Origin of the sequence: Mesorhizobium sp. M0166 (genome assembly GCF_040322255.1) — a bacterium.
In the GTDB taxonomy this organism is placed as follows: Bacteria; Pseudomonadota; Alphaproteobacteria; order Rhizobiales; family Rhizobiaceae; genus Mesorhizobium.
In genome coordinates, this window is the sequence record NZ_JAMYTD010000005.1 from 18,653 (window position 1) to 36,330 (window position 17,678).

At 63.3% G+C, this 17,678-nt stretch carries 17 protein-coding genes and 1 tRNA gene; 10 read left to right on the forward strand and 8 right to left on the reverse strand.

The genetic code is table 11. The annotated features are described in order from the left end of the window. The first annotated feature begins 19 nt into the window (after positions 1–19). Together NKJ46_RS08380 and NKJ46_RS08385 are read left to right on the forward strand one after the other, a co-directional pair. Positions 20–2,632 (forward strand): GH116 family glycosyl-hydrolase, encoded by a 2,613-nt coding sequence (locus NKJ46_RS08380; protein ID WP_352663993.1) that lies wholly within the window; start codon positions 20–22, stop codon positions 2,630–2,632. Further along, positions 2,632–3,735, forward strand: coding sequence for an ABC transporter ATP-binding protein (locus NKJ46_RS08385; protein WP_502903373.1), 1,104 nt, complete (start codon positions 2,632–2,634; stop codon positions 3,733–3,735). The genes NKJ46_RS08380 and NKJ46_RS08385 overlap by 1 nt, the downstream gene beginning before the upstream one ends. Before the next feature lie 143 nt (positions 3,736–3,878). Here the strand turns inward: NKJ46_RS08385 and NKJ46_RS08390 are convergent, their stop codons facing one another. Both NKJ46_RS08390 and NKJ46_RS08395 read right to left on the reverse strand, forming a co-directional pair. Next, entirely contained in the window at positions 3,879–4,019 is a 141-nt protein-coding gene (locus NKJ46_RS08390) for a hypothetical protein (protein WP_292664785.1), read from the reverse strand. Positions 4,020–4,306: 287 nt separating this feature from the next. Then, positions 4,307–5,005, reverse strand: coding sequence for a type 1 glutamine amidotransferase (locus NKJ46_RS08395; protein ID WP_352663997.1), 699 nt, complete (start codon positions 5,003–5,005; stop codon positions 4,307–4,309). A gap of 74 nt (positions 5,006–5,079) precedes the next feature. Here NKJ46_RS08395 and NKJ46_RS08400 point away from each other — a divergent pair, with 74 nt between their 5' ends. The 4 genes from NKJ46_RS08400 (at position 5,080) to NKJ46_RS08415 (ending at position 9,226) form a co-directional block, all read left to right on the forward strand. Then, positions 5,080–5,742, forward strand: coding sequence for a hypothetical protein (locus NKJ46_RS08400; RefSeq protein WP_352663999.1), 663 nt, complete (start codon positions 5,080–5,082; stop codon positions 5,740–5,742). Between the two features lie 32 nt (positions 5,743–5,774). Further along, a complete protein-coding gene (locus tag NKJ46_RS08405) occupies positions 5,775–6,509 on the forward strand; it encodes a 16S rRNA (uracil(1498)-N(3))-methyltransferase (protein ID WP_352664349.1) in 735 nt (244 codons plus the stop codon). Between the two features lie 185 nt (positions 6,510–6,694). Continuing rightward, positions 6,695–8,068 (forward strand): glutamate--cysteine ligase, encoded by a 1,374-nt coding sequence (locus NKJ46_RS08410; RefSeq protein WP_352664001.1) that lies wholly within the window; start codon positions 6,695–6,697, stop codon positions 8,066–8,068. Positions 8,069–8,170: 102 nt separating this feature from the next. After that, complete coding sequence (locus NKJ46_RS08415) at positions 8,171–9,226, forward strand: DUF937 domain-containing protein (protein WP_352664003.1); 1,056 nt, start codon at positions 8,171–8,173, stop codon at positions 9,224–9,226. Between the two features lie 191 nt (positions 9,227–9,417). On the opposite strand, the gene NKJ46_RS08420 is transcribed toward NKJ46_RS08415, so the two are convergent. Continuing rightward, positions 9,418–9,708: a DUF1127 domain-containing protein gene (locus NKJ46_RS08420; protein WP_254819306.1), complete on the reverse strand. Its 291-nt coding sequence runs from the start codon at positions 9,706–9,708 to the stop codon at positions 9,418–9,420. 178 nt (positions 9,709–9,886) lie between these two features. Here NKJ46_RS08420 and NKJ46_RS08425 point away from each other — a divergent pair, with 178 nt between their 5' ends. From NKJ46_RS08425 to NKJ46_RS08435, 3 genes are all read left to right on the forward strand, one after another. Next, complete coding sequence (locus NKJ46_RS08425; RefSeq protein WP_023716458.1) at positions 9,887–10,843, forward strand: LysR substrate-binding domain-containing protein; 957 nt, start codon at positions 9,887–9,889, stop codon at positions 10,841–10,843. A gap of 72 nt (positions 10,844–10,915) precedes the next feature. Then, entirely contained in the window at positions 10,916–12,481 is a 1,566-nt protein-coding gene (gene xseA, locus NKJ46_RS08430; RefSeq protein WP_352664005.1) for an exodeoxyribonuclease VII large subunit, read from the forward strand. A 7-nt stretch (positions 12,482–12,488) separates the two neighbouring features. Beyond that, complete coding sequence (locus tag NKJ46_RS08435; RefSeq protein ID WP_352664007.1) at positions 12,489–13,616, forward strand: DmpA family aminopeptidase; 1,128 nt, start codon at positions 12,489–12,491, stop codon at positions 13,614–13,616. A gap of 50 nt (positions 13,617–13,666) precedes the next feature. On the opposite strand, the gene NKJ46_RS08440 is transcribed toward NKJ46_RS08435, so the two are convergent. The 4 genes from NKJ46_RS08440 to NKJ46_RS08455 form a co-directional block, all read right to left on the reverse strand. After that, a complete protein-coding gene (locus NKJ46_RS08440) occupies positions 13,667–13,921 on the reverse strand; it encodes a hypothetical protein (protein ID WP_352465001.1) in 255 nt (84 codons plus the stop codon). Between the two features lie 508 nt (positions 13,922–14,429). Then, the gene (locus tag NKJ46_RS08445) at positions 14,430–14,774 is read right to left on the reverse strand and encodes an Atu4866 domain-containing protein (protein ID WP_352664009.1); all 345 of its coding nucleotides are present in this window, start codon (positions 14,772–14,774) and stop codon (positions 14,430–14,432) included. Further along, the gene (locus NKJ46_RS08450) at positions 14,774–15,496 is read right to left on the reverse strand and encodes an SDR family oxidoreductase (RefSeq protein ID WP_352664011.1); all 723 of its coding nucleotides are present in this window, start codon (positions 15,494–15,496) and stop codon (positions 14,774–14,776) included. The genes NKJ46_RS08445 and NKJ46_RS08450 overlap by 1 nt, the downstream gene beginning before the upstream one ends. Positions 15,497–15,592: 96 nt before the next feature. After that, entirely contained in the window at positions 15,593–16,345 is a 753-nt protein-coding gene (locus NKJ46_RS08455; RefSeq protein WP_352664013.1) for an SDR family NAD(P)-dependent oxidoreductase, read from the reverse strand. A gap of 137 nt (positions 16,346–16,482) precedes the next feature. Here NKJ46_RS08455 and NKJ46_RS08460 point away from each other — a divergent pair, with 137 nt between their 5' ends. Continuing rightward, positions 16,483–17,406: a LysR family transcriptional regulator gene (locus tag NKJ46_RS08460; protein ID WP_352664015.1), complete on the forward strand. Its 924-nt coding sequence runs from the start codon at positions 16,483–16,485 to the stop codon at positions 17,404–17,406. Between the two features lie 45 nt (positions 17,407–17,451). On the opposite strand, the gene NKJ46_RS08465 is transcribed toward NKJ46_RS08460, so the two are convergent. Continuing rightward, positions 17,452–17,528, reverse strand: a tRNA-His gene (locus tag NKJ46_RS08465). Positions 17,529–17,678 lie beyond the last annotated feature (150 nt).

Here is a 17,678-nt window from a genome sequence, read left to right on the forward strand (position 1 = left end):
GCCAGTCGAGGAAATACTCATGTGGGACGACCTTGTATCCATCGATCCGCGCTTTGCCTACAAGGGCGAGCGCACCCGTTACATTGCGTTTCCATTGGGTGGAATCGGCTCCGGCGGCTTCTCGATCTCGGGAAGCGGGCGACTGATCGACTGGTCGATCCGCAACCGCCCGGCGCTGCAGGGCTACAACGGCTATTCGCATTTCGCCATCAAGGCGGAAAGAGGCGGCGAACTGGTCGACGCGCGCGTTCTCAACGGTCCTTATGATCTCAATCCGTCCGGCGCACCCGGCCTGCGCAAGATGTTTGACGGTTTTGGCCATGGTGCCAACCGGCAGACGCTGGTCGGTGTGCCGCATTTCAAGGAGGTCGATTTCTACGGCCGCTTTCCCACCGCCGATCTGGTGTTCAATGACGAGCGCTTCCCCGGCGCCGTCCGCCTGACGGCGCTGTCGCCGTTCATCCCTCACAACGATCACGACAGTTCGATGCCGGTTGCCATGTTCGAGTTCGAACTCGTCAACGACACCAAGGACGAACTGACCTACACGCTGGCCGGGACGCTGGGGAACTATGGCTCCAACAGCGGCATCCATACATTCGAGCGGCAGGACGGCCTGAGCACGCTGCGCCTCACATCGTCCGACCAGACGCTGAAGCCGGCGGATCGCGGCGACCTGACCATCGCCACCGACGCGGCCGATGTCGACCACACCGATTATCATTATCGCGGCCAATGGTTCGACAATTTGGCCGTATTCTGGAAAGAATTCGCGCGTCCCGGGCGGCTGCCCGAGCGGCGCTACGACCAGCCTCGAACGTCCAGGCATATGAGCCTGCAGCCCGAACACGGCACCTTGGCGGCGCGCGTCACGGTTCCGGCCGGCGGGCGAAAGAAGGTGCGCTTTGTCATATCCTGGAATTTTCCGATCGGCGACATCTATTGGGCATTCCGCACCTCGCCCGATGCGCCGATCCCGGATCGCGAAACGCCGACCTGGCGCAACTACTATGCCAACCACTGGGCAGGCTCAGAAGCGAGCGCACGCGATGCGCTGCGTCGCTGGGATGCGCTCGCCGGTGAGACCATGGCCTTCCGGGACAGTATCTTCGGCTCGACATTGCCGGCCGAGATCAAGGATGCCGCAACCGCGACGCTTGCGCTCCTGCGCACCGCGACGGTGATCCGGCTGGAGGGCGGTGAGATCTGGGCGTGGGAAGGCCAGCACACCCAGGACGGCTCCTGCGAGGGAACCTGCACGCATGTCTGGAACTACCAGCAGGCGCTGGCGCATCTGTTCCCAAAGCTGGAGCGCACGCTGCGCGAGACCGAATTCACCTACAACCAGCTGCCCACCGGCGGCCTTACTTTTCGCCAGAAGCTACCGCTCGGCGCCGGTTTTGACATCATCGGCCCCTGCGCCGACGGGCATTTCGGCGCGGTGATCAAGACCTATCGCGACTGGAAGCTGTCGGGCGATACAGAATGGTTGAGACGCTACTGGCCGAATATCCGGCGTGCGGTCGAATATGCGTGGAGCGAGGATAATCCGGACCGCTGGGATCCGGATGAATCAGGCGTTCTTTCCGGCCGTCAGCACCAGACCCTCGACATGGAACTTTTCAATCCGAACTCCTGGCTTGGCTCGATGTATGTGGCGGCGCTGCTTGCGGCATCTGAAATGGCGACGGCGCTGGGCGAGGCGGATTTCGCCGATAGATGCGGCAATCTCGGTCGGAACGGCGCAAGCTACATCGACGAGAAGCTGTTCAACAGCCGTTGGTTCGTCCAGGACATCGATCTTTCCGACAAAAGCGTGCTGGCGCCGTTCGACGTCGGCCGCAAGGCCGGCGTACTCGCCGACGGTTTCATGGAGACCTATTGGTCGGACGAGTATTCCGAGCTGAAATACCAGATGGGCGAAGGCTGCGTCACCGACCAGATCCTCGGGCAATGGCACGCCGAGGTGGCGGGGCTGGGCGGCTTCCTCGATGACCGCAAGGTCGAGGCGGCGCTCAAGGCGGTGCACGCCAACAATTTTCGCCCGAGCCTCGAGAACCACTTCAACCCAGGCCGAAACTATGCGTATGAGGACGAGGGTGGATTGCTGGTGGCGACCTATCCCGAAGGTGTGCGCCAGCCGATGGTTGCAGCACCTTATGCCGAGGAGGTATGGACCGGCATTGAATATATGGCGGCCTCCCACATGATCATGCGCGGGCTGATTGACGAGGGCCTGAGCATCGTTCGCGCCGCTCGCGACCGGCACGACGGCTCGCGCCGCAATCCCTGGAACGACATCGAATGCGGTTCCTATTATGCCCGCTCCATGTCCGCATGGCAGTTGGTCAACGCCTGGGCGGGCCTCAGCGCCGACCTCGTCGCAGGGCGCATCAGCTTTGCGCCCAAGGACCGGGGCGACTACACGGCGTTCTGGTCGGCCGGCAACGCCTTCGGCGAACTGAGCCGCAAGGCTGGAGAGCTGACGCTCGCGGTGCTTGGCGGCAGCCTCGACATCTCTGAAATTGCCGTTGCCGGTCTTGGCGTGCATCGGCTTCCGGAGCGCCGGGCAATCGGCACGGGAGCGCGCCTGGTCCTGCAATTTGGGTCCGGAACCCCGGCGGTGGCATGATGGCTGCGATTGAACTCAGGGATGTCAGGAAAAGCTTCCAGGCGCTCGAGGTGATTCACGGCATCAACCTGGCGGTCGACGAAGGCGCGTTCACGGTGTTCGTTGGCCCCTCGGGCTGCGGCAAGTCCACTCTGCTCAGGATGATCGCCGGCCTTGAAGAGATAAGTTCAGGAGAGATCCGCATCGACGGCAAGCGCTGCGACCACCTGCTGCCGTCGGCGCGCGGCATGGCCATGGTTTTCCAGTCGTATGCGCTTTACCCCCACATGAACGTCGCGCAAAACCTGCGTTTCGGCCTGGAGAACCTCAAGCTGCCGAAACCGGAGATCGACGCGCGGGTGGCCAAGGCGGCGGGTATCCTGGAGATTGCGCATCTGATGAAGCGGCGGCCAAGCCAGCTGTCCGGCGGGCAGAGCCAGCGCGTCGCCATTGGTCGTGCGATTGTCAAGGAACCGAAGGCGTTTCTGTTCGACGAGCCGCTGTCCAACCTCGATGCCGAGCTGAGGGTAAAGATGCGTGGTGAGCTTGTGTCATTGCACCGCCGGCTCGGCTCGACGATGATCTATGTCACGCATGACCAGGTCGAAGCCATGACCATGGCCGACCAGATAGTGGTCCTGCGAGACGGGGCGGTCGAGCAAGTGGGATCGCCCATCGACCTTTATGCCCGCCCCGCCAATCAGTTCGTCGCCGGCTTCCTCGGCGCACCGCAAATGAACTTTGTCCAAGGCAAGATTGGCAGGCTGAACGGCTCCTTGGGCCTGACACTTGGCGAGGGCGTGACCGTTGCGCTGCCCGGCCGCAGTGTCGAGTTGCCGGACGGCACACCTATAACGATCGGCGTCCGCCCCGAACATGTCGAGATAGGCAGCGGGCCGCTCAAGGCCCGGATCGAGACGACAGAAATCCTCGGTTCGGAAACCGTAATCCATGCACGACTTGACTCGGGGCTGGGCTTCACCGTGACGCGACGGGGAATATCCGGCGCCAAAGCCGGCGAGGATTTGTCGCTTGCGCTGCCCGCCGCCTTTGTTCACCTGTTCGACGACAAGGGCATGGCGGTCGGCGCAACGTCGGACTGGCGCAGCGACTATGTGAGGTGACGTCGATCAGAGCTCGAAGTCATTCGTCGACTGACGTCCAAAGTGGGTGACGTCCGGAGCGGGATCCATCCAAATTGAATCGGGATCCTACGCAGTTGCCGCATTTCTGGGACGCCAAGTGAGTCCGCTTGGCTGCAAAAGCTCTAGCGAAGCGCGGCGGTGACGCCGTAGCCGTCGACGGCATTGTGGTCGTTGGCCGCGTCGGCGGAATAAATACCGAGGCCGCACAACACGATAGCCGACAACATGACAAAGGACAAAAAGGCTGCTTTCACGGACGTCATCTCTTGTTGAGCTTCCTGCATCTATGCACGAGCGGGTTACCAATGCGTTGAAACGCAAAACACGTCGCAAATGTCTGACGGTTTCGCGCTTCTAGGTATGTTCTGTATCGGCGGTGTGTCGCGCGGGTCACAGGAAAGGTTCATCGCGGTTGCACGCAAGATGCAGAGCGGGCGCCTTTTAGGCTGGCCGACAGACACAGGCCAAGGATGAAACGCGTTATCCCCGGAGGATTTGCCCCCGCGTGCCAAATATGCAACGTCGCCAACTACGCTGACTGTATGAGCCGTCAGATCGTCGCCACCCAGGCGCGGGCGATGGCCAGGCCGGCGGCATCGGCTTGCGGTCCGTTGCGGGCCATTTCATCGTCGAGCCGGACGGCCCATTCCGGATTGCGTTCGGCGATCAGCGGTGCGAAGGACGTGCTCCAGTCGCGAACCATCGGCCGGTCGGCCTCGAAATGGAACTGGAAGCCGTAGACGGCGCGGCCGATGCGGAACGCCTGGTTCTCGGCGACGGCGTTGCCAGCCAGTCGCACGGCCCTCTCGGGCAAGACAAAGGTGTCGTCGTGCCATTGGAAGATCGGGAATTTTTCGGGCAAGGCGGCGAGCACCGGATCGGCCTGCGCCGCCGCGGTAAGCGCGACCTCCTGCCAGCCGAATTCCGAGGCACCGCCTATCTGGTTCTCGCCGCCAAAGGCGCGCGCTACCAACTGGCTGCCAAGGCAGATGCCGAGCACCGCGCGATCCCTCTCGCCAAAGTCGCGCGTCAGATCGAGCAGACCCGCGAAATAAGGACAGAGCTCGTCGTCCAGCGCATTCTGGGCGCCGCCGAGCACCACCATAGCGTCATGCTCGCCGCTAGCTTGCGGCAGCGCGTCGCCGCGATAGGGCCGGCGCAGGTCGATATCGGCGCCCGCCTCGACCAGCGCCGCGCCGATCTGGCCAAGGCCCTCATTGTCGAAGTTCTGGACCACCAAGACCCGCATCGAAACCTGCTGACATTAAATTGATGCAACGAGCGATATCATGGCGCCAGCATTGCAGCCAACAGGGAACGCCTATGCCACTGCAAAACCGGGTCGATCCATTCGGCGCCATCCATGCCGTACCGGAGCGCGGCCTGTTCATGGGCAATCGCGGCATTATTCACGACCCCGAGACGAGAACGCTGTTGAAGAAGCGCTGGGCGCTGCAAGCCTGGATCATCTGCGCCTGCGAATACGGCGACGTGCGGCGCGAGCCGATGGGGCGCAACCGGCAAAGCGACGACCAATTGGGCGGCAAGGCCGGCTGGACCGAGCTGTTTTTCCTCGACGAGGTGACGGCACTTGCCGCCGGGCACCGCCCCTGCTTCTTCTGCCGGCGCGAGCGAGCCAGGGATTTTGTCCGGCGTTTCGGCGACGCCTTCGGCATTGCCGAGCCACGCGCGCCGCAGCTCGACAAGCGCCTGCACAAGGAGCGGCTGGCATCGGGCGGACAGGCGCCGAGACTGAAACCGGAGGCGCTTGCGGACTTGCCTGACGGCACGATGATCTCGTCGGGAAACAGGACGTACGCCCTGTTTGACGGCGCCGCGCTGCCCTGGAGTTTCGGCGGCTATGGCGAACCGGTGGGGTTCGGCGGTTTTACCGACAGTCCAATCCGCGTGCTCACGCCGGCGACAACTGTTTCGGTGCTAAGGCAGGGCTACGAGCCTGTCTGGCATCCTTCCGCCGAGGCTTGACGACGAGGGTGACGTTGCCGCATTCCTCGGCGATGCGCGCCAATTACAAGATGCAGCGGCTGTTCGTGCCGGACGAGCTTGGACCGGACATCGAGTTCGACGTCGGCCCGCAGCAGAGCCATTATCTCTCGCATGTGCTGCGGCTCGGCGAAGGCGCCGAAATTCTGGTCTTCAATGGCCGCGACGGCGAATGGTCGGCGGCAATCGCCGCGAAATCGAAGAAGGCGGTGCGCCTGAAGATGATGGAACTGCAGCGGCCGCAGCCGCCGCTGCCCGATCTCGTCTATTGCTTCGCGCCGCTGAAGCAGGGGCGGCTCGACTACCTCGTGCAAAAGGCGGTGGAGATGGGCGCCGGCATCCTGCAGCCGGTCATCACCCAGCATACGCAAGTGGCAAAACCAGGCATCGAGCGCCTGCGCGCCAATGTCGTCGAGGCGGCCGAACAATGCGGCATATTGGCGGTGCCGGAGCTGCGCGAAGCGGAAAAATTCGAGCGCCTGCTCAGCAACTGGGACCGAGAGCGGCGGCTGATCTTCTGCGACGAGGACGCATCGACCAACAATCCCCTGCCCGCATTGCAGGCGGTGCGGGAGGGAAAGCTCGGTCTGCTGGTCGGACCGGAGGGCGGCTTTTCCGACGATGAACGCAGGATGCTGAGAGCGCTGCCCTTCGTTACCGCCATTCCGCTCGGGCCGCGCATCCTGCGAGCGGATACGGCGGCGGTGGCAGCTTTGGCGCTGATCCAGGCGACAATCGGGGATTGGTGATCAATTCCCGTTACCCTCTGGCTCAGGATTTTTCGCTTGATCGGCTACTGACATTTCGTCCATCTAGCGCCGGCAGTGGCCGCGTGTCCTTTCGGGCGCGCAAAGGACGCTGTAGCATTTGATTGGGCACCTGATCCCTTCCGAAAATCGAAGCCGATTTTCGGGGTCATGTGCGGAGGGCTATTATGGCGCGCGATACTACCGATTTCCGGCCGATCGAAGGCGTCGACGAACTCGTCGAGCACCTGGCCGAAGGCAACAAGCCGCGCGACAAATGGCGCATCGGCACCGAGCACGAGAAATTCCCGTTCTATGTCGACGGCAATGCGCCGGTGCCCTATGGCGGCGAGCGCGGCATTCGCGCCATCCTCGAAGGCATGCAGGACAAACTCGGCTGGGACCCGATCATGGATGCCGGCCGCATCATCGGCCTGGTCGAGCCGACCGGCCAGGGCGCGATTTCGCTGGAACCCGGCGGCCAGTTCGAACTTTCCGGCGCGCCGCTGGAGACGATCCACCAGACCTGCCGCGAAGGCAATGCGCATCTGGCGCAGGTGCGCGAGATCGCCGAACCGATGGGCATCCGCTTCCTCGGCCTTGGCGGCAGCCCGAAATGGTCACTGGCCGAGACGCCGAAGATGCCGAAGTCGCGCTACGAGATCATGACCCGCTATATGCCCAAGGTCGGCACCAAAGGTCTCGACATGATGTACCGGACCTGCACGATCCAGGTGAACCTCGACTTCGAGAGCGAAGCCGACATGCGCCGCAAGATGCAGGTGTCGCTGAAGCTGCAGCCGCTGTCGACGGCGCTGTTTGCCAACTCGCCCTTCACCGAAAGCCGGCCGAACGGCTTGCAGAGCTGGCGCGGCGAGATCTGGCGCGACACCGACAATCAGCGCTCCGGCCTGCTCGAATTCTGCTTCTCGCCCGATTTCGGCTTTGCCGACTATGTCGAATGGGCGCTCGACGTGCCTATGTATTTCGTCATCCGCGACGGCCAATACCATGACATGACGCACATCACCTTCCGCCAGTTCATGACGGGCGCCGCCCGCAACGAATTGCCGGACGGGCTGCCGACGATGGGCGATTGGGCGAACCATCTGTCGACGCTGTTCCCGGACGTGCGGCTGAAGCGCTTTCTCGAAATGCGCGGCGCCGATGGCGGGCCGTGGCGGCGCATCTGCGCGCTGCCGGCCTTCTGGGTCGGGCTGCTCTACGATGCGGCGGCGCTCGACGCCGCCAAGGCACTGACCTCGAGCTGGAGCTACGACGAAGTGCTGGCAATGCGCAACGCGGTGCCGGAACAGGGCATTTCGGCGCCCTTCCGCAACACGACGTTGCGCGAGATCGCCCGCGACGTGCTCGTCATCTCGCGCATGGGACTGAAGAACCGCGGCCGCAAGAACCGCGACGGCTATGACGAGACCTCGTTCCTCAACACGCTGGACGAGGTCGTCGCGCGCGGCACGACCAGCGCCGAAGAGATGCTCTCGGCCTACCACACACGCTGGGGCGGCTCGATCGAGCCGGTGTTCATGGAATACGCGTATTAACGCTTCGCTATCGGCTTGGCCGATGGTCCGGCAAATTCGCTTCAATCAGTGATGGAAACGAACTAGGCTTCTCCAACGAGGATTTTCCCGGAGGAGAAAACAATGCCTTCCTTGTTCGATATTCTGGCACAGGCCCAGAACGGCAACGGCATGCAGGCGCTGGCCCAGCAGTTCGGGCTGTCGCAGCAGCAGACGCAGGCGGCGGTCGCGGCGCTGCTGCCGGCCTTTTCGCAGGGCCTGAAGCGCAATACGTCCGATCCTTATGGACTCGGCTCCTTCATGACGGCGATGGCCAGCGGCCAGCACGCCAAATATTTCGAGGATGCAAGCCGGGCCTTCTCGCCGCAGGGCCTCGATGAAGGCAACGGCATTCTCGGCCATTTGTTCGGCTCGAAGGACCTGTCGCGGGCCGTCGCCAGCCAGGCCGCCCAGGCGAGCGGCGTCAGCCAGCAGGTCCTGCAGCAGATGCTGCCGGCAATCGCCTCGATGATGATGGGCGGGCTGTTCAAGCAGACCACCAACCAGCTGGGCGGACAGATGCATGCGGCAGGCAGTGGCGGCAATCCGCTTGGCGAGCTCATCGAGCAGATGATGCGGCAGGCGGGCGGCGCCCAGGCGCCGGCCCCTCAGCCTGCAGGCCCCACGGATAACCCGCTCGGCAAGATGCTGCAGGACATGTTCGGCGGGCAGCAGCCGCAACAGACGCAGAGCCCTTACGGCGACAACCCGCTCGGCAAAGTGCTGCAGGACATGTTCGGCGGCGGGCAGCAGCCGCAAAGCCAGCCGCAGCAGACACAGAGCCCTTATGGTGACAATCCGCTCGGCAAAGTACTGCAGGATATGTTCGGCGGCGGCGTACCACAGCCGCAGCAGCCGCAGAACCAGCCCCAGCAAACACAGAACCCTTATGGTGACAATCCGCTCGGCAAAGTACTGCAGGACATGTTCGGCGGTGGCGCACCGCAGTCTCAGCCGCGTCAGGCGCCGCAGCAGCCCCAGGCGCCGCAGCCGCAGGCCAATCCGAGCGGCAGGCCGAGAAATCCGTTCGACGACCTGTTCGGCAAGATGTTCGAGACGGGCGCCCAGCAGCGCGACGACTACCAGAAAGGCATGGAGTCGATCTTCGACCAGTTCAAGCAGGGCATGGGCCGGCGGTAGAACCTGTTCCATCCCGATAAAAATCGCGATGGGGCTCTGTCAGTGCCGCCCAAAAAGAAAGCCCGGTCCTGGGAGGACCGGGCAGCGCGCAGGCTGGCCGGGGGGATCCGGCAGGGAGTGGGGAGCCTGCGTAACTTGGTGGCGTCGTGCCTCAAAAAGGTTCAACGCGCCCGAACGACGAAATCACGCGATCACACCACCTTGCGGGCAAGATCCTCGATCGTTTCGGCGCGCTCGACCGCGATGACGCGAAGCCGTTCGGTAGGATCGCGGCCAAAGGGCACACCGACAGCGACGTGCAGGTCGGCGCGGGTCAGGCCGATGTCGGCGAGCTCGGCATCCGACATCTCGCCGAGGCGATAAAAGGCGCGGCGGTTTTTCCAGGCGCGGTAAACATTGGCAGCGGCATTGGCCACGCGCGTCGCAACGGCCGGACGCGAAGTGATGCGCGAGGTCTCGGTAGCGAAATCAAACGTAGCCATGTCGGTCTCCTTCACATTCGAACGGGCGAAACCGGTCGATCGGGCGCTGGCGACAGCGGCCGTTCCGGCTTCGATTCACATGCCTTCATGTGGACAATCGGAATTTGCCATGGCGCGATTGATTAATCCAACGAATGTTTCTAATCTTTAGCATCAGCATCAATGATGGATTAGGCCAATGAAAGCGCCGCTCGATCTCGATCAGTTGCAGACCTTCATCTCGATTGTCGACACCGGCAGCTTTACCCGCGCGGCGGAAGCGGTGCATCGGACCCAGTCTGCGGTGTCGATGCAGATGCGGCGGCTGGAGGAACGGATCGGCAAGCCGCTGTTCGAAAAAGACGGCCGCACCAACAGGCTGACCGAGGAGGGCGACCGGCTGCTCTCCTACGCAAGGCGGCTGCTTTATCTCAACAAGGAAACACTGGCCGCATTCGACGACCGCCGGCTCGAAGGCACCATCCGCATCGGCACGCCGGATGACTATGCCGATCGCTTCCTGCCCGAGATCATGGCGCGGTTTGCCCGTTCCAACCCGCATGTCGAACTGACCGTTATCTGCGAGCCGACGCCGGGACTGGTCGAACACATCAAGCGCGGCAATCTCGACCTGGCACTGGTGACGCACAACGACGCGCGCGGCCAGTCGGAAGTGGTGCGGCGCGAACCGCTGTTGTGGGTCACCTCGGCCAACCACGCGACGCATGAGCAGCCGATCCTGCCGATGGCCTTCGGCCGGCCGAACTGCATCTGGCGGCGCGCCGCCGCCGACGTGCTCGACCAGCAGAACCGCGACTACCGCATCCTGTTCACCAGCTTCTCGGCTACAGTCATCGCCGCGGCGGTGCTTTCCGGCCTGGCGATCTCGGTGCTGCCGGAATGCGCGCTCAGGCCCGGCATGCGGGTGCTGGGCGAGGCCGACGGTTTCGGCGCCCTGCCCGATTGCCGCATCGGCATCATGCGCGGCCAGACCTCGCGGCCGGAGATCGTCGATGCGCTCGCGCGCCACATTTCGGAAAGCCTGGACAACATTTCCGTGCCGCTTGGCGAAGAGACCGGGACGTTCGATTTCGCCGCGCTAGCCTTCGCCAAGATGAAGCGGACCAAGCCGAACCAGATCCTGCCGGGCTGGTGAGGGATTGCAATTGGGGCAGACATCGAACACGGCCGCCTTGACGGCGGCCAACAACCGTCCCCCAATCTGCCGATGAGCGACGCAGCATCCGAATCACGCACCAACGCCACCGAATACACGGTGAGCGAGATTTCCGGCGCGCTGAAGCGCACGGTCGAGGACGTCTTCGGCAATGTGCGGGTGCGCGGCGAGATTTCCGGCTATCGCGGACCGCATTCCTCCGGCCATGCCTATTTCTGCCTGAAGGACGATCGCGCGCGGCTCGACGCCGTGGTGTGGAAGACCGCGATGAGCCGGCTGAAATTCCGTCCCGAGGAAGGCATGGAGGTGATCGCCACCGGCCGGCTGACCACCTATCCCGGAAAGTCCACCTACCAGATCGTCATCGACAATCTCGAGCCGGCCGGTGCCGGTGCGCTGATGGCGCTGCTTGACGAGCGCAAGCGCCGGCTGCAGGCCGAAGGCCTGTTCGACGCGGCGCGCAAGCGGCGTCTGCCATTCATGCCGCGCGTCATCGGCGTCGTCACCTCGCCGACAGGCGCCGTCATCCGCGACATCATCCACCGCATCAAGGACCGGTTTCCGCTGCACGTGCTGGTCTGGCCGGTGCGGGTGCAGGGCGAGACGGCTGGTGCGGAAGTGACCGCTGCCGTCAACGGCTTCAACGCACTGCCATGGGACGGCGCCATCGCACGGCCCGACCTGTTGATCGTGGCGCGCGGCGGCGGCAGCCTGGAGGATCTGTGGGGCTTCAACGACGAAGCGCTCGCCCGGGCCGTCGCCGCATCGGGCATTCCGGTGATTTCCGCCGTCGGCCACGAGACCGACTGGACGCTGGTCGATCTGGCGGCGGATGTGCGGGCGCCGACGCCGACAGGCGCCGCCGAGATCGCCGTGCCGGTCAAGGTCGACCTCGAAGCGACGCTTGCCGGCCTTGGCGCGCGGTTGAAGACCGCACTGTCGCGCAATTTCGAACGAAAGCGGCAGGCGGCGCGCGCAGCCGCCCGGGCGCTGCCCTCGCCCGACCAGTTGCTGGCGCTGCCGCGGCGGCGCTTCGACGAGGCGACGAGCCGGCTCGGCCGGGCGCTGTCGGTCAGCGTCGAGCGCAAGCGGGGCAGGCTTCTGGGGCAGCGGCTGACGCCGGCGACTTTGTCGCGACGCATGAACGAAGCGCGCACGCTGACCCGCCGCGACCTTGCCCGTGCGCAAGCGGCGTTCTTCGCCATCGTGCGCGAGCGTCGGGCGCGGTTTTCACGCACGGCGACGAGACTGTCACCGGCGCCGATCGCCAGACGGCAGAAACTGCAAGGCGATGCCCTGCTGGCACTGACACGGCGGCAGGACCAGGCGATTTCGCGGCGGCTGGACCGGCTGCGTGGAAAGCTGACGCAGGCCGACCGGCTGCTGGCGACGCTCTCGCACAAGGCCGTGCTGGCGCGAGGCTTCGCGCTGGTCAAGGATGCGGACGGCGCGGTGATCAAGCATGCGGCGGAAGTCGCGTCGGGAATGGCGCTTTCGCTGGAGTTCGCCGACGGCACCGCCGATGCAGTCGCCATCAGTGGCACGGCGCGGCCGAAGACGGTTGCCAAGCCCGCGGCCAAGCTCAAGGCGCCGGGCGGCCAAGGTTCGCTTTTCTGAGGAAGAAATGACCGACCCGCATCTTGCGACGCCCTCGGGCAAACTGCGCGCCCGTGCCTTCGCCATCCCATTCGAGGGCACGCCAGGCCGCTTCAATGCCATCACCGATGTGCCTGGCGTGACGGTCGGCTATACCACGCTGATCTCGGGGGATGGGCCGCTCGTCGTCGGCAAGGGTCCGGTACGCACCGGCGTGACCGCGATCCTGCCACGGCCCAGAGACGAGTTGGCCGTCCCTGCGTTTGCGGGCGTGTTCAGCGCCAATGGCAATGGCGAACTGACCGGCTCGCATCTGATAGAGGAGCTCGGAGGGTTCAATCTTCCCATCACCATCACCAACACGCATTCCTGCGGCGTCAGCCGCGACGCAACGCTGCGCTGGATGCAGACGGTGCTGCCGCGAGCGCTCGACAGCGCCTGGGCGCTGCCGGTGGCGGGCGAGACCTATGATGGCTTCCTCAACGATATCAACGGCCATCATGTGAGCTTCGAGCACGTGTTTTCCGCGCTCGAAACGGCTGAAACCGGGCCGCTCGAAGAGGGTAGCGTCGGCGGCGGCACCGGCATGATTACCTTCGGCTTCAAGGCGGGATCGGGCACATCCTCGCGCAGCGTCGACTGGAACGGAGAGCGTTTTACGATCGGCTGCTTCGTCCAGTCGAATTTCGGTTCGCGGCGAAACCTCGTGATCCGTGGCATCAGGGCTGGAGCGGAACTCGCCGAACCGGCGATCCGGGACAACACGCCGCGAGCGGAAAAGAGCTCGATCATCGCGATCGTCGCCACCGACGCGCCATTCATGCCGCATCAGTTGAAACGGCTGGCGAAACGCGTGCCGCTCGGCGTCGCGCTGACCGGCGGCTATGGATATAATTCATCCGGCGATATTTTTCTGGCCTTCAGCACGGCCAATGCCGATGCGGCGCGCGGCGCGGCCGGCAAATTGGCCAGCGCCGGTTACATACCGGATGCCGACATCAATCCGTTCTTCGACGCCGTCGTTCAGAGCGTGGAGGAAGCAATCCTCAACGCGCTGGTCGCCAATGAAGACATGACCGGGCGCGACGGCAATTTCGTGCCGGCGTTGCCTAAAACATGGCTCCAAGAGAGATTTGTCAAAGCTGCGCGGCGATAAGACCGCGCAACTGCATCAGACAGGCAATGTTCGCCCGGCAGGTTTTGCCGTCAGCCGGCGGGCTTATTCGAATGCCGCTCGTCCTGCTCGGCCTCGGCCGCTTCTTCGAGCCTTGAAGCAATGAGCTCCTGAATGTCGCCGACCTCTTCCTGGATATCCTCCAGGGGTATGCCGGCTTCGGCGGCCTTGGCCGCACATTCCCTGGCGAGGGTCTCGGCCTGCTTCTCGATTCTGGCTGGCGAGGGCTGGCAGTGGACTTTTTCGCCAATCCACCCGCGCAAGAACTCGATCGCGTGTTCACTCATACTGCTGTTTCCCTAGCGGCTATGCCGGTTGGTAATCATAAACGTCGGCATCTTCGAAAAGATGCGTGCTGCCATTCGAGCCGAGTCGGCTTCGCCCGGCAAGCCGAACTTGTCCGAGGTCCACAGAGCCGAAGGGAATGGAGGGTTCAAGGAGCACGTTCTAGTTCTTGAGGACTGATTCTCTCGAGGAAACTTTCGACCCGCGCTATTGTTTCTATTTGCTTTTTTTCGGTTTTCAAGCCGTTTTAGATCACAATAGATGTCACAATAGCTAGCACATTTACCGCGCTCTCGCTGGCACGACATAAAAGGCGAGCCGTCAAAGCCGCCGCTATATAGTGACAAGCATTTGCAATGTCGACTCTGCTCGCGGTCCTGCTTCTTTCCGCCGCGCTTGCTGGGAGATATGTGGTGTGACGGGCCTTGCAGTGCAAGCTGCCGAGCGCCTCATGCAAGGCATGCAACAGCGTCTTGTGGAACCCTGAAGTGCTTGTCTCAGGGCGGCTCTCTACCGCTGGCGATAAAGGATCATGCCGGCATGATAGAGGACGCCTTCGACGAACTCACCATCCGCGGTGAAGCCCGTATCGTCCCAGTATTCTATGTGATTGCCCTGCACTTCATAGCGTCCCCGATAGGCGCTCTCGCGGTCACCGCGCGCTTCGTCATGACGGCCGTTCGGCAGGAGTTCGTGCCTGATATGGCGATCCTCGGTGACCCACATTCCGACATAGGGGTGATCTTGGTGCGTCATTGGTTGCTCCGCAAGAATTGGAGTTGAAGGAAGGGTCAGGCCGGTTGGAGCTACTGCGACGGCAATACCCGTAAGCACTGCGGCCAAAGTGGATCGCATCAATGCGCCGCCTTCGTCGGGCGCACGACGATCTCGTTGACGTCGACATCGTCGGGCTGTTCGATTGCGTAGCGCACTGCCCTGGCGATGGCATCGGGTTGCAGCGCAATAGCACGCCAGGTTTTCATGGCGGCGGCAGCGGCTTCGTCGGAGATCGTCTTCGCCAGCTCGCTTTCCACCACGCCAGGATGAATGCAGGTTACGCGGATATCGTCACTCTCCTGGCGGAGCCCATCGGAAATCGCGCGGACAGCGTATTTCGTTGCGCAATAAACGGCAGCCGTGGGCGAGACGGCCAGCGCGCCGATGGAACCGATATTGATGATATGCCCGGAACCACGTGCCGTCATCTCGGGCAGGACCGCCGCGATGCCGTACAGAACACCCTTGATGTTGACGTCCACCATCAGCTCCCACTCGTCGACCTTCATGGCTGCCATGGCCGACAGCGGCATGACGCTCGCATTGTTGACGATGACATCGACCTGGCCCCATTCGGCCCGGGCGGCATCGGCGAATGCTGCGACATCCTCCCTTCTGGTGACGTCCAGCGCTCGCACGCGAACTGTTCCACCAGCTGCCTCGATTTCGGCCGCAAGCGCTTCAAGGCGGTCGGTGCGGCGTGCGCCGAGCATCAGCTTCGCACCTGCCACGCCAAGTTCGCGGGCAATGCCAGCGCCGATGCCGCTGGAGGCACCGGTGATCAGAACAACTTTGTTCATGGTCCTCGAGATGATCCTTTTGGTTCTGTGATTATTTTCACGACGTGAAGGGTGGCGCATGGGTGAGCTCCCGCAGTGCGCCGACCCTATTGGGACTCACTGGGCGGTGTAGCCGCCATCGACCAGAAGCAAGGCCCCGGTGATGAAGCTGGACGCCGGCGAGGCAAGAAAGGCGATGGCCTCGGCAACTTCTTGCGGCTGGCCGATCCGGCCGATCGGATGCGCATCGCCGAAGCTGCGCAGCATCTCCCGGCCATTTTCCACCACGCCTTCCATGATGTCGGTTTCGATCACGCCAGGGGCAACGGCGTTGCAGCGAATGCGCATGCGCCCATATTCGATCGCGATCACCTTGGTCAGCTGTGCGACAGCCGCCTTGGAGGAGGCATAGGCCGCCTGCGTCTCGAAGGCCGCGACGGCCGAGATCGACGAGACATTGACGATCGAGCCGCCACCGCCGGCGACCATCAATTCCACTGCGGCCCGGGCGGTGACAAAGCTGCCGCGCGCATTGATCTGCAGAATGCGGTCATAGTCGTCGACCGAGGTCTCCGTCAGACGTTTGTTGAGCGTGCGACCGGCATTGTTCACGACGATGTCCAGTCGTCCGAAGCGCTTCGCCGCGAGTTCGACCGAGCGTCTGGCCAGATCCTCGTCGGCGACATCGCCGACCAGGGTTGCCACGTCCTCGGCTTCCAATTCGCGTACGCTGTCGCTGAGATCGCTTGCCACGATCCGGGCGCCCCGCGCCCGCAGCAGTTCCGCCGCGCAGCGGCCGATGCCGCGTGCCGCGCCCGTCACGAGGGCGACTTTTCCATCCAGGTCCCAAGAAGAAGGGAGTGATGTCATGGGATATCTCCTTTGTCGACCGGCTTCGGCTTGGATCGGGAGGATCAAGCCTTCTTGCCGTTGCGACAGAGATAGAGCCATGGCATTGTCGCGATAACCCGCCCGCCGTTAACCTCGATGGTAAGTTTTACTAACCAATGGACATCGATCTCAATGCAATTGCCGTCTTCGTCGCGGTGGCCGAGGAACGCAATTTTCGCGCTGCGGCAGACCGGCTGGGCGTGACGCGCTCAGCGGTCAGCCAGAGCATCCTCAGGCTTGAACAGCGCCTTGGCATCGCATTACTGCAGCGCACGACACGCAGCGTTAACCTGACCGAAGCGGGCGAGCGCCTGCTGGCGAGCGTCGCACCGGCGATAGCCGATGTGAACGCGGCAGTCGAAGCCATCACGGAGTTTCTGGACCGCCCGCGCGGCCGCCTGCGGATCGCGGTTTCGTCGATCGCCGAGGCCTTTCTGTCAGGACCGTTGCTGGCGTCCTTTGCAGAAAAGTTTCCCGAGGTGCATCTGGATATTGTGGTCACCGACGAGGAATTCGACATCGTTGCCGAAGGCTATGATGCGGGAGTAAGGCTCGGCGAAGTGATCGAGCAGGATATGATTGCCGTGCCGGTGTCGGGCGATCAGCGACAGATGGCCGTCTGCGCCCCGCGCTATCTCGAAAAGTTCGGAGCACCCGCCCATCCGCGCGAGCTTGTGGCTCATCGCTGTATCGGCTGGCGGCCGGCGCCGGGAGTTTCGCCCTATCGGTGGGAGTTTGGCGAGGACGGGCGCGAGTTCGACGTGGCGGTTGCGCCCGAGATCACCACCAACGACATGTGGCTGATGATCCGGCTGGCCGTTGCTGGCGCCGGGATCACGTTTGGCATGGCGGACACATTCCGCCCCTGGATCGACCGCGGCGAGCTCGTGCCAATCCTCGACGGCTATTTTCCGCCGTTTGCCGGCTTCTATCTTTATTTTCCCAGCCGACGGAATATCGCGCCGAAGCTGAGAGCCCTCGTGGATCACCTGCGCGGTGCGCGTCAGGCGGGATCGCAGGTGACCGCGCCAGGATCGTAAAGATCGCTTGGCGCTATTGGTCAGAAACCCTGGCTGAAAGCTGAATGGTACCGTTGGCTGGGATCGAACCAGCGACCTCCGGATCCACAATCCGGCGCTCTAACCATCTGAGCTACAACGGCACGCTTGCCCGAGCGAGATCCAGACGGAACGTTCATTCTCCGGGACCCGCTCTGTCGTTCGGCGATGCGTCCATACGGGCTATCGGAGTTTAATTCAAGGTTTTTGGCAAAGCAAAGGATCGCTCCGGCATCGCGTCATTTTTCGCCGGA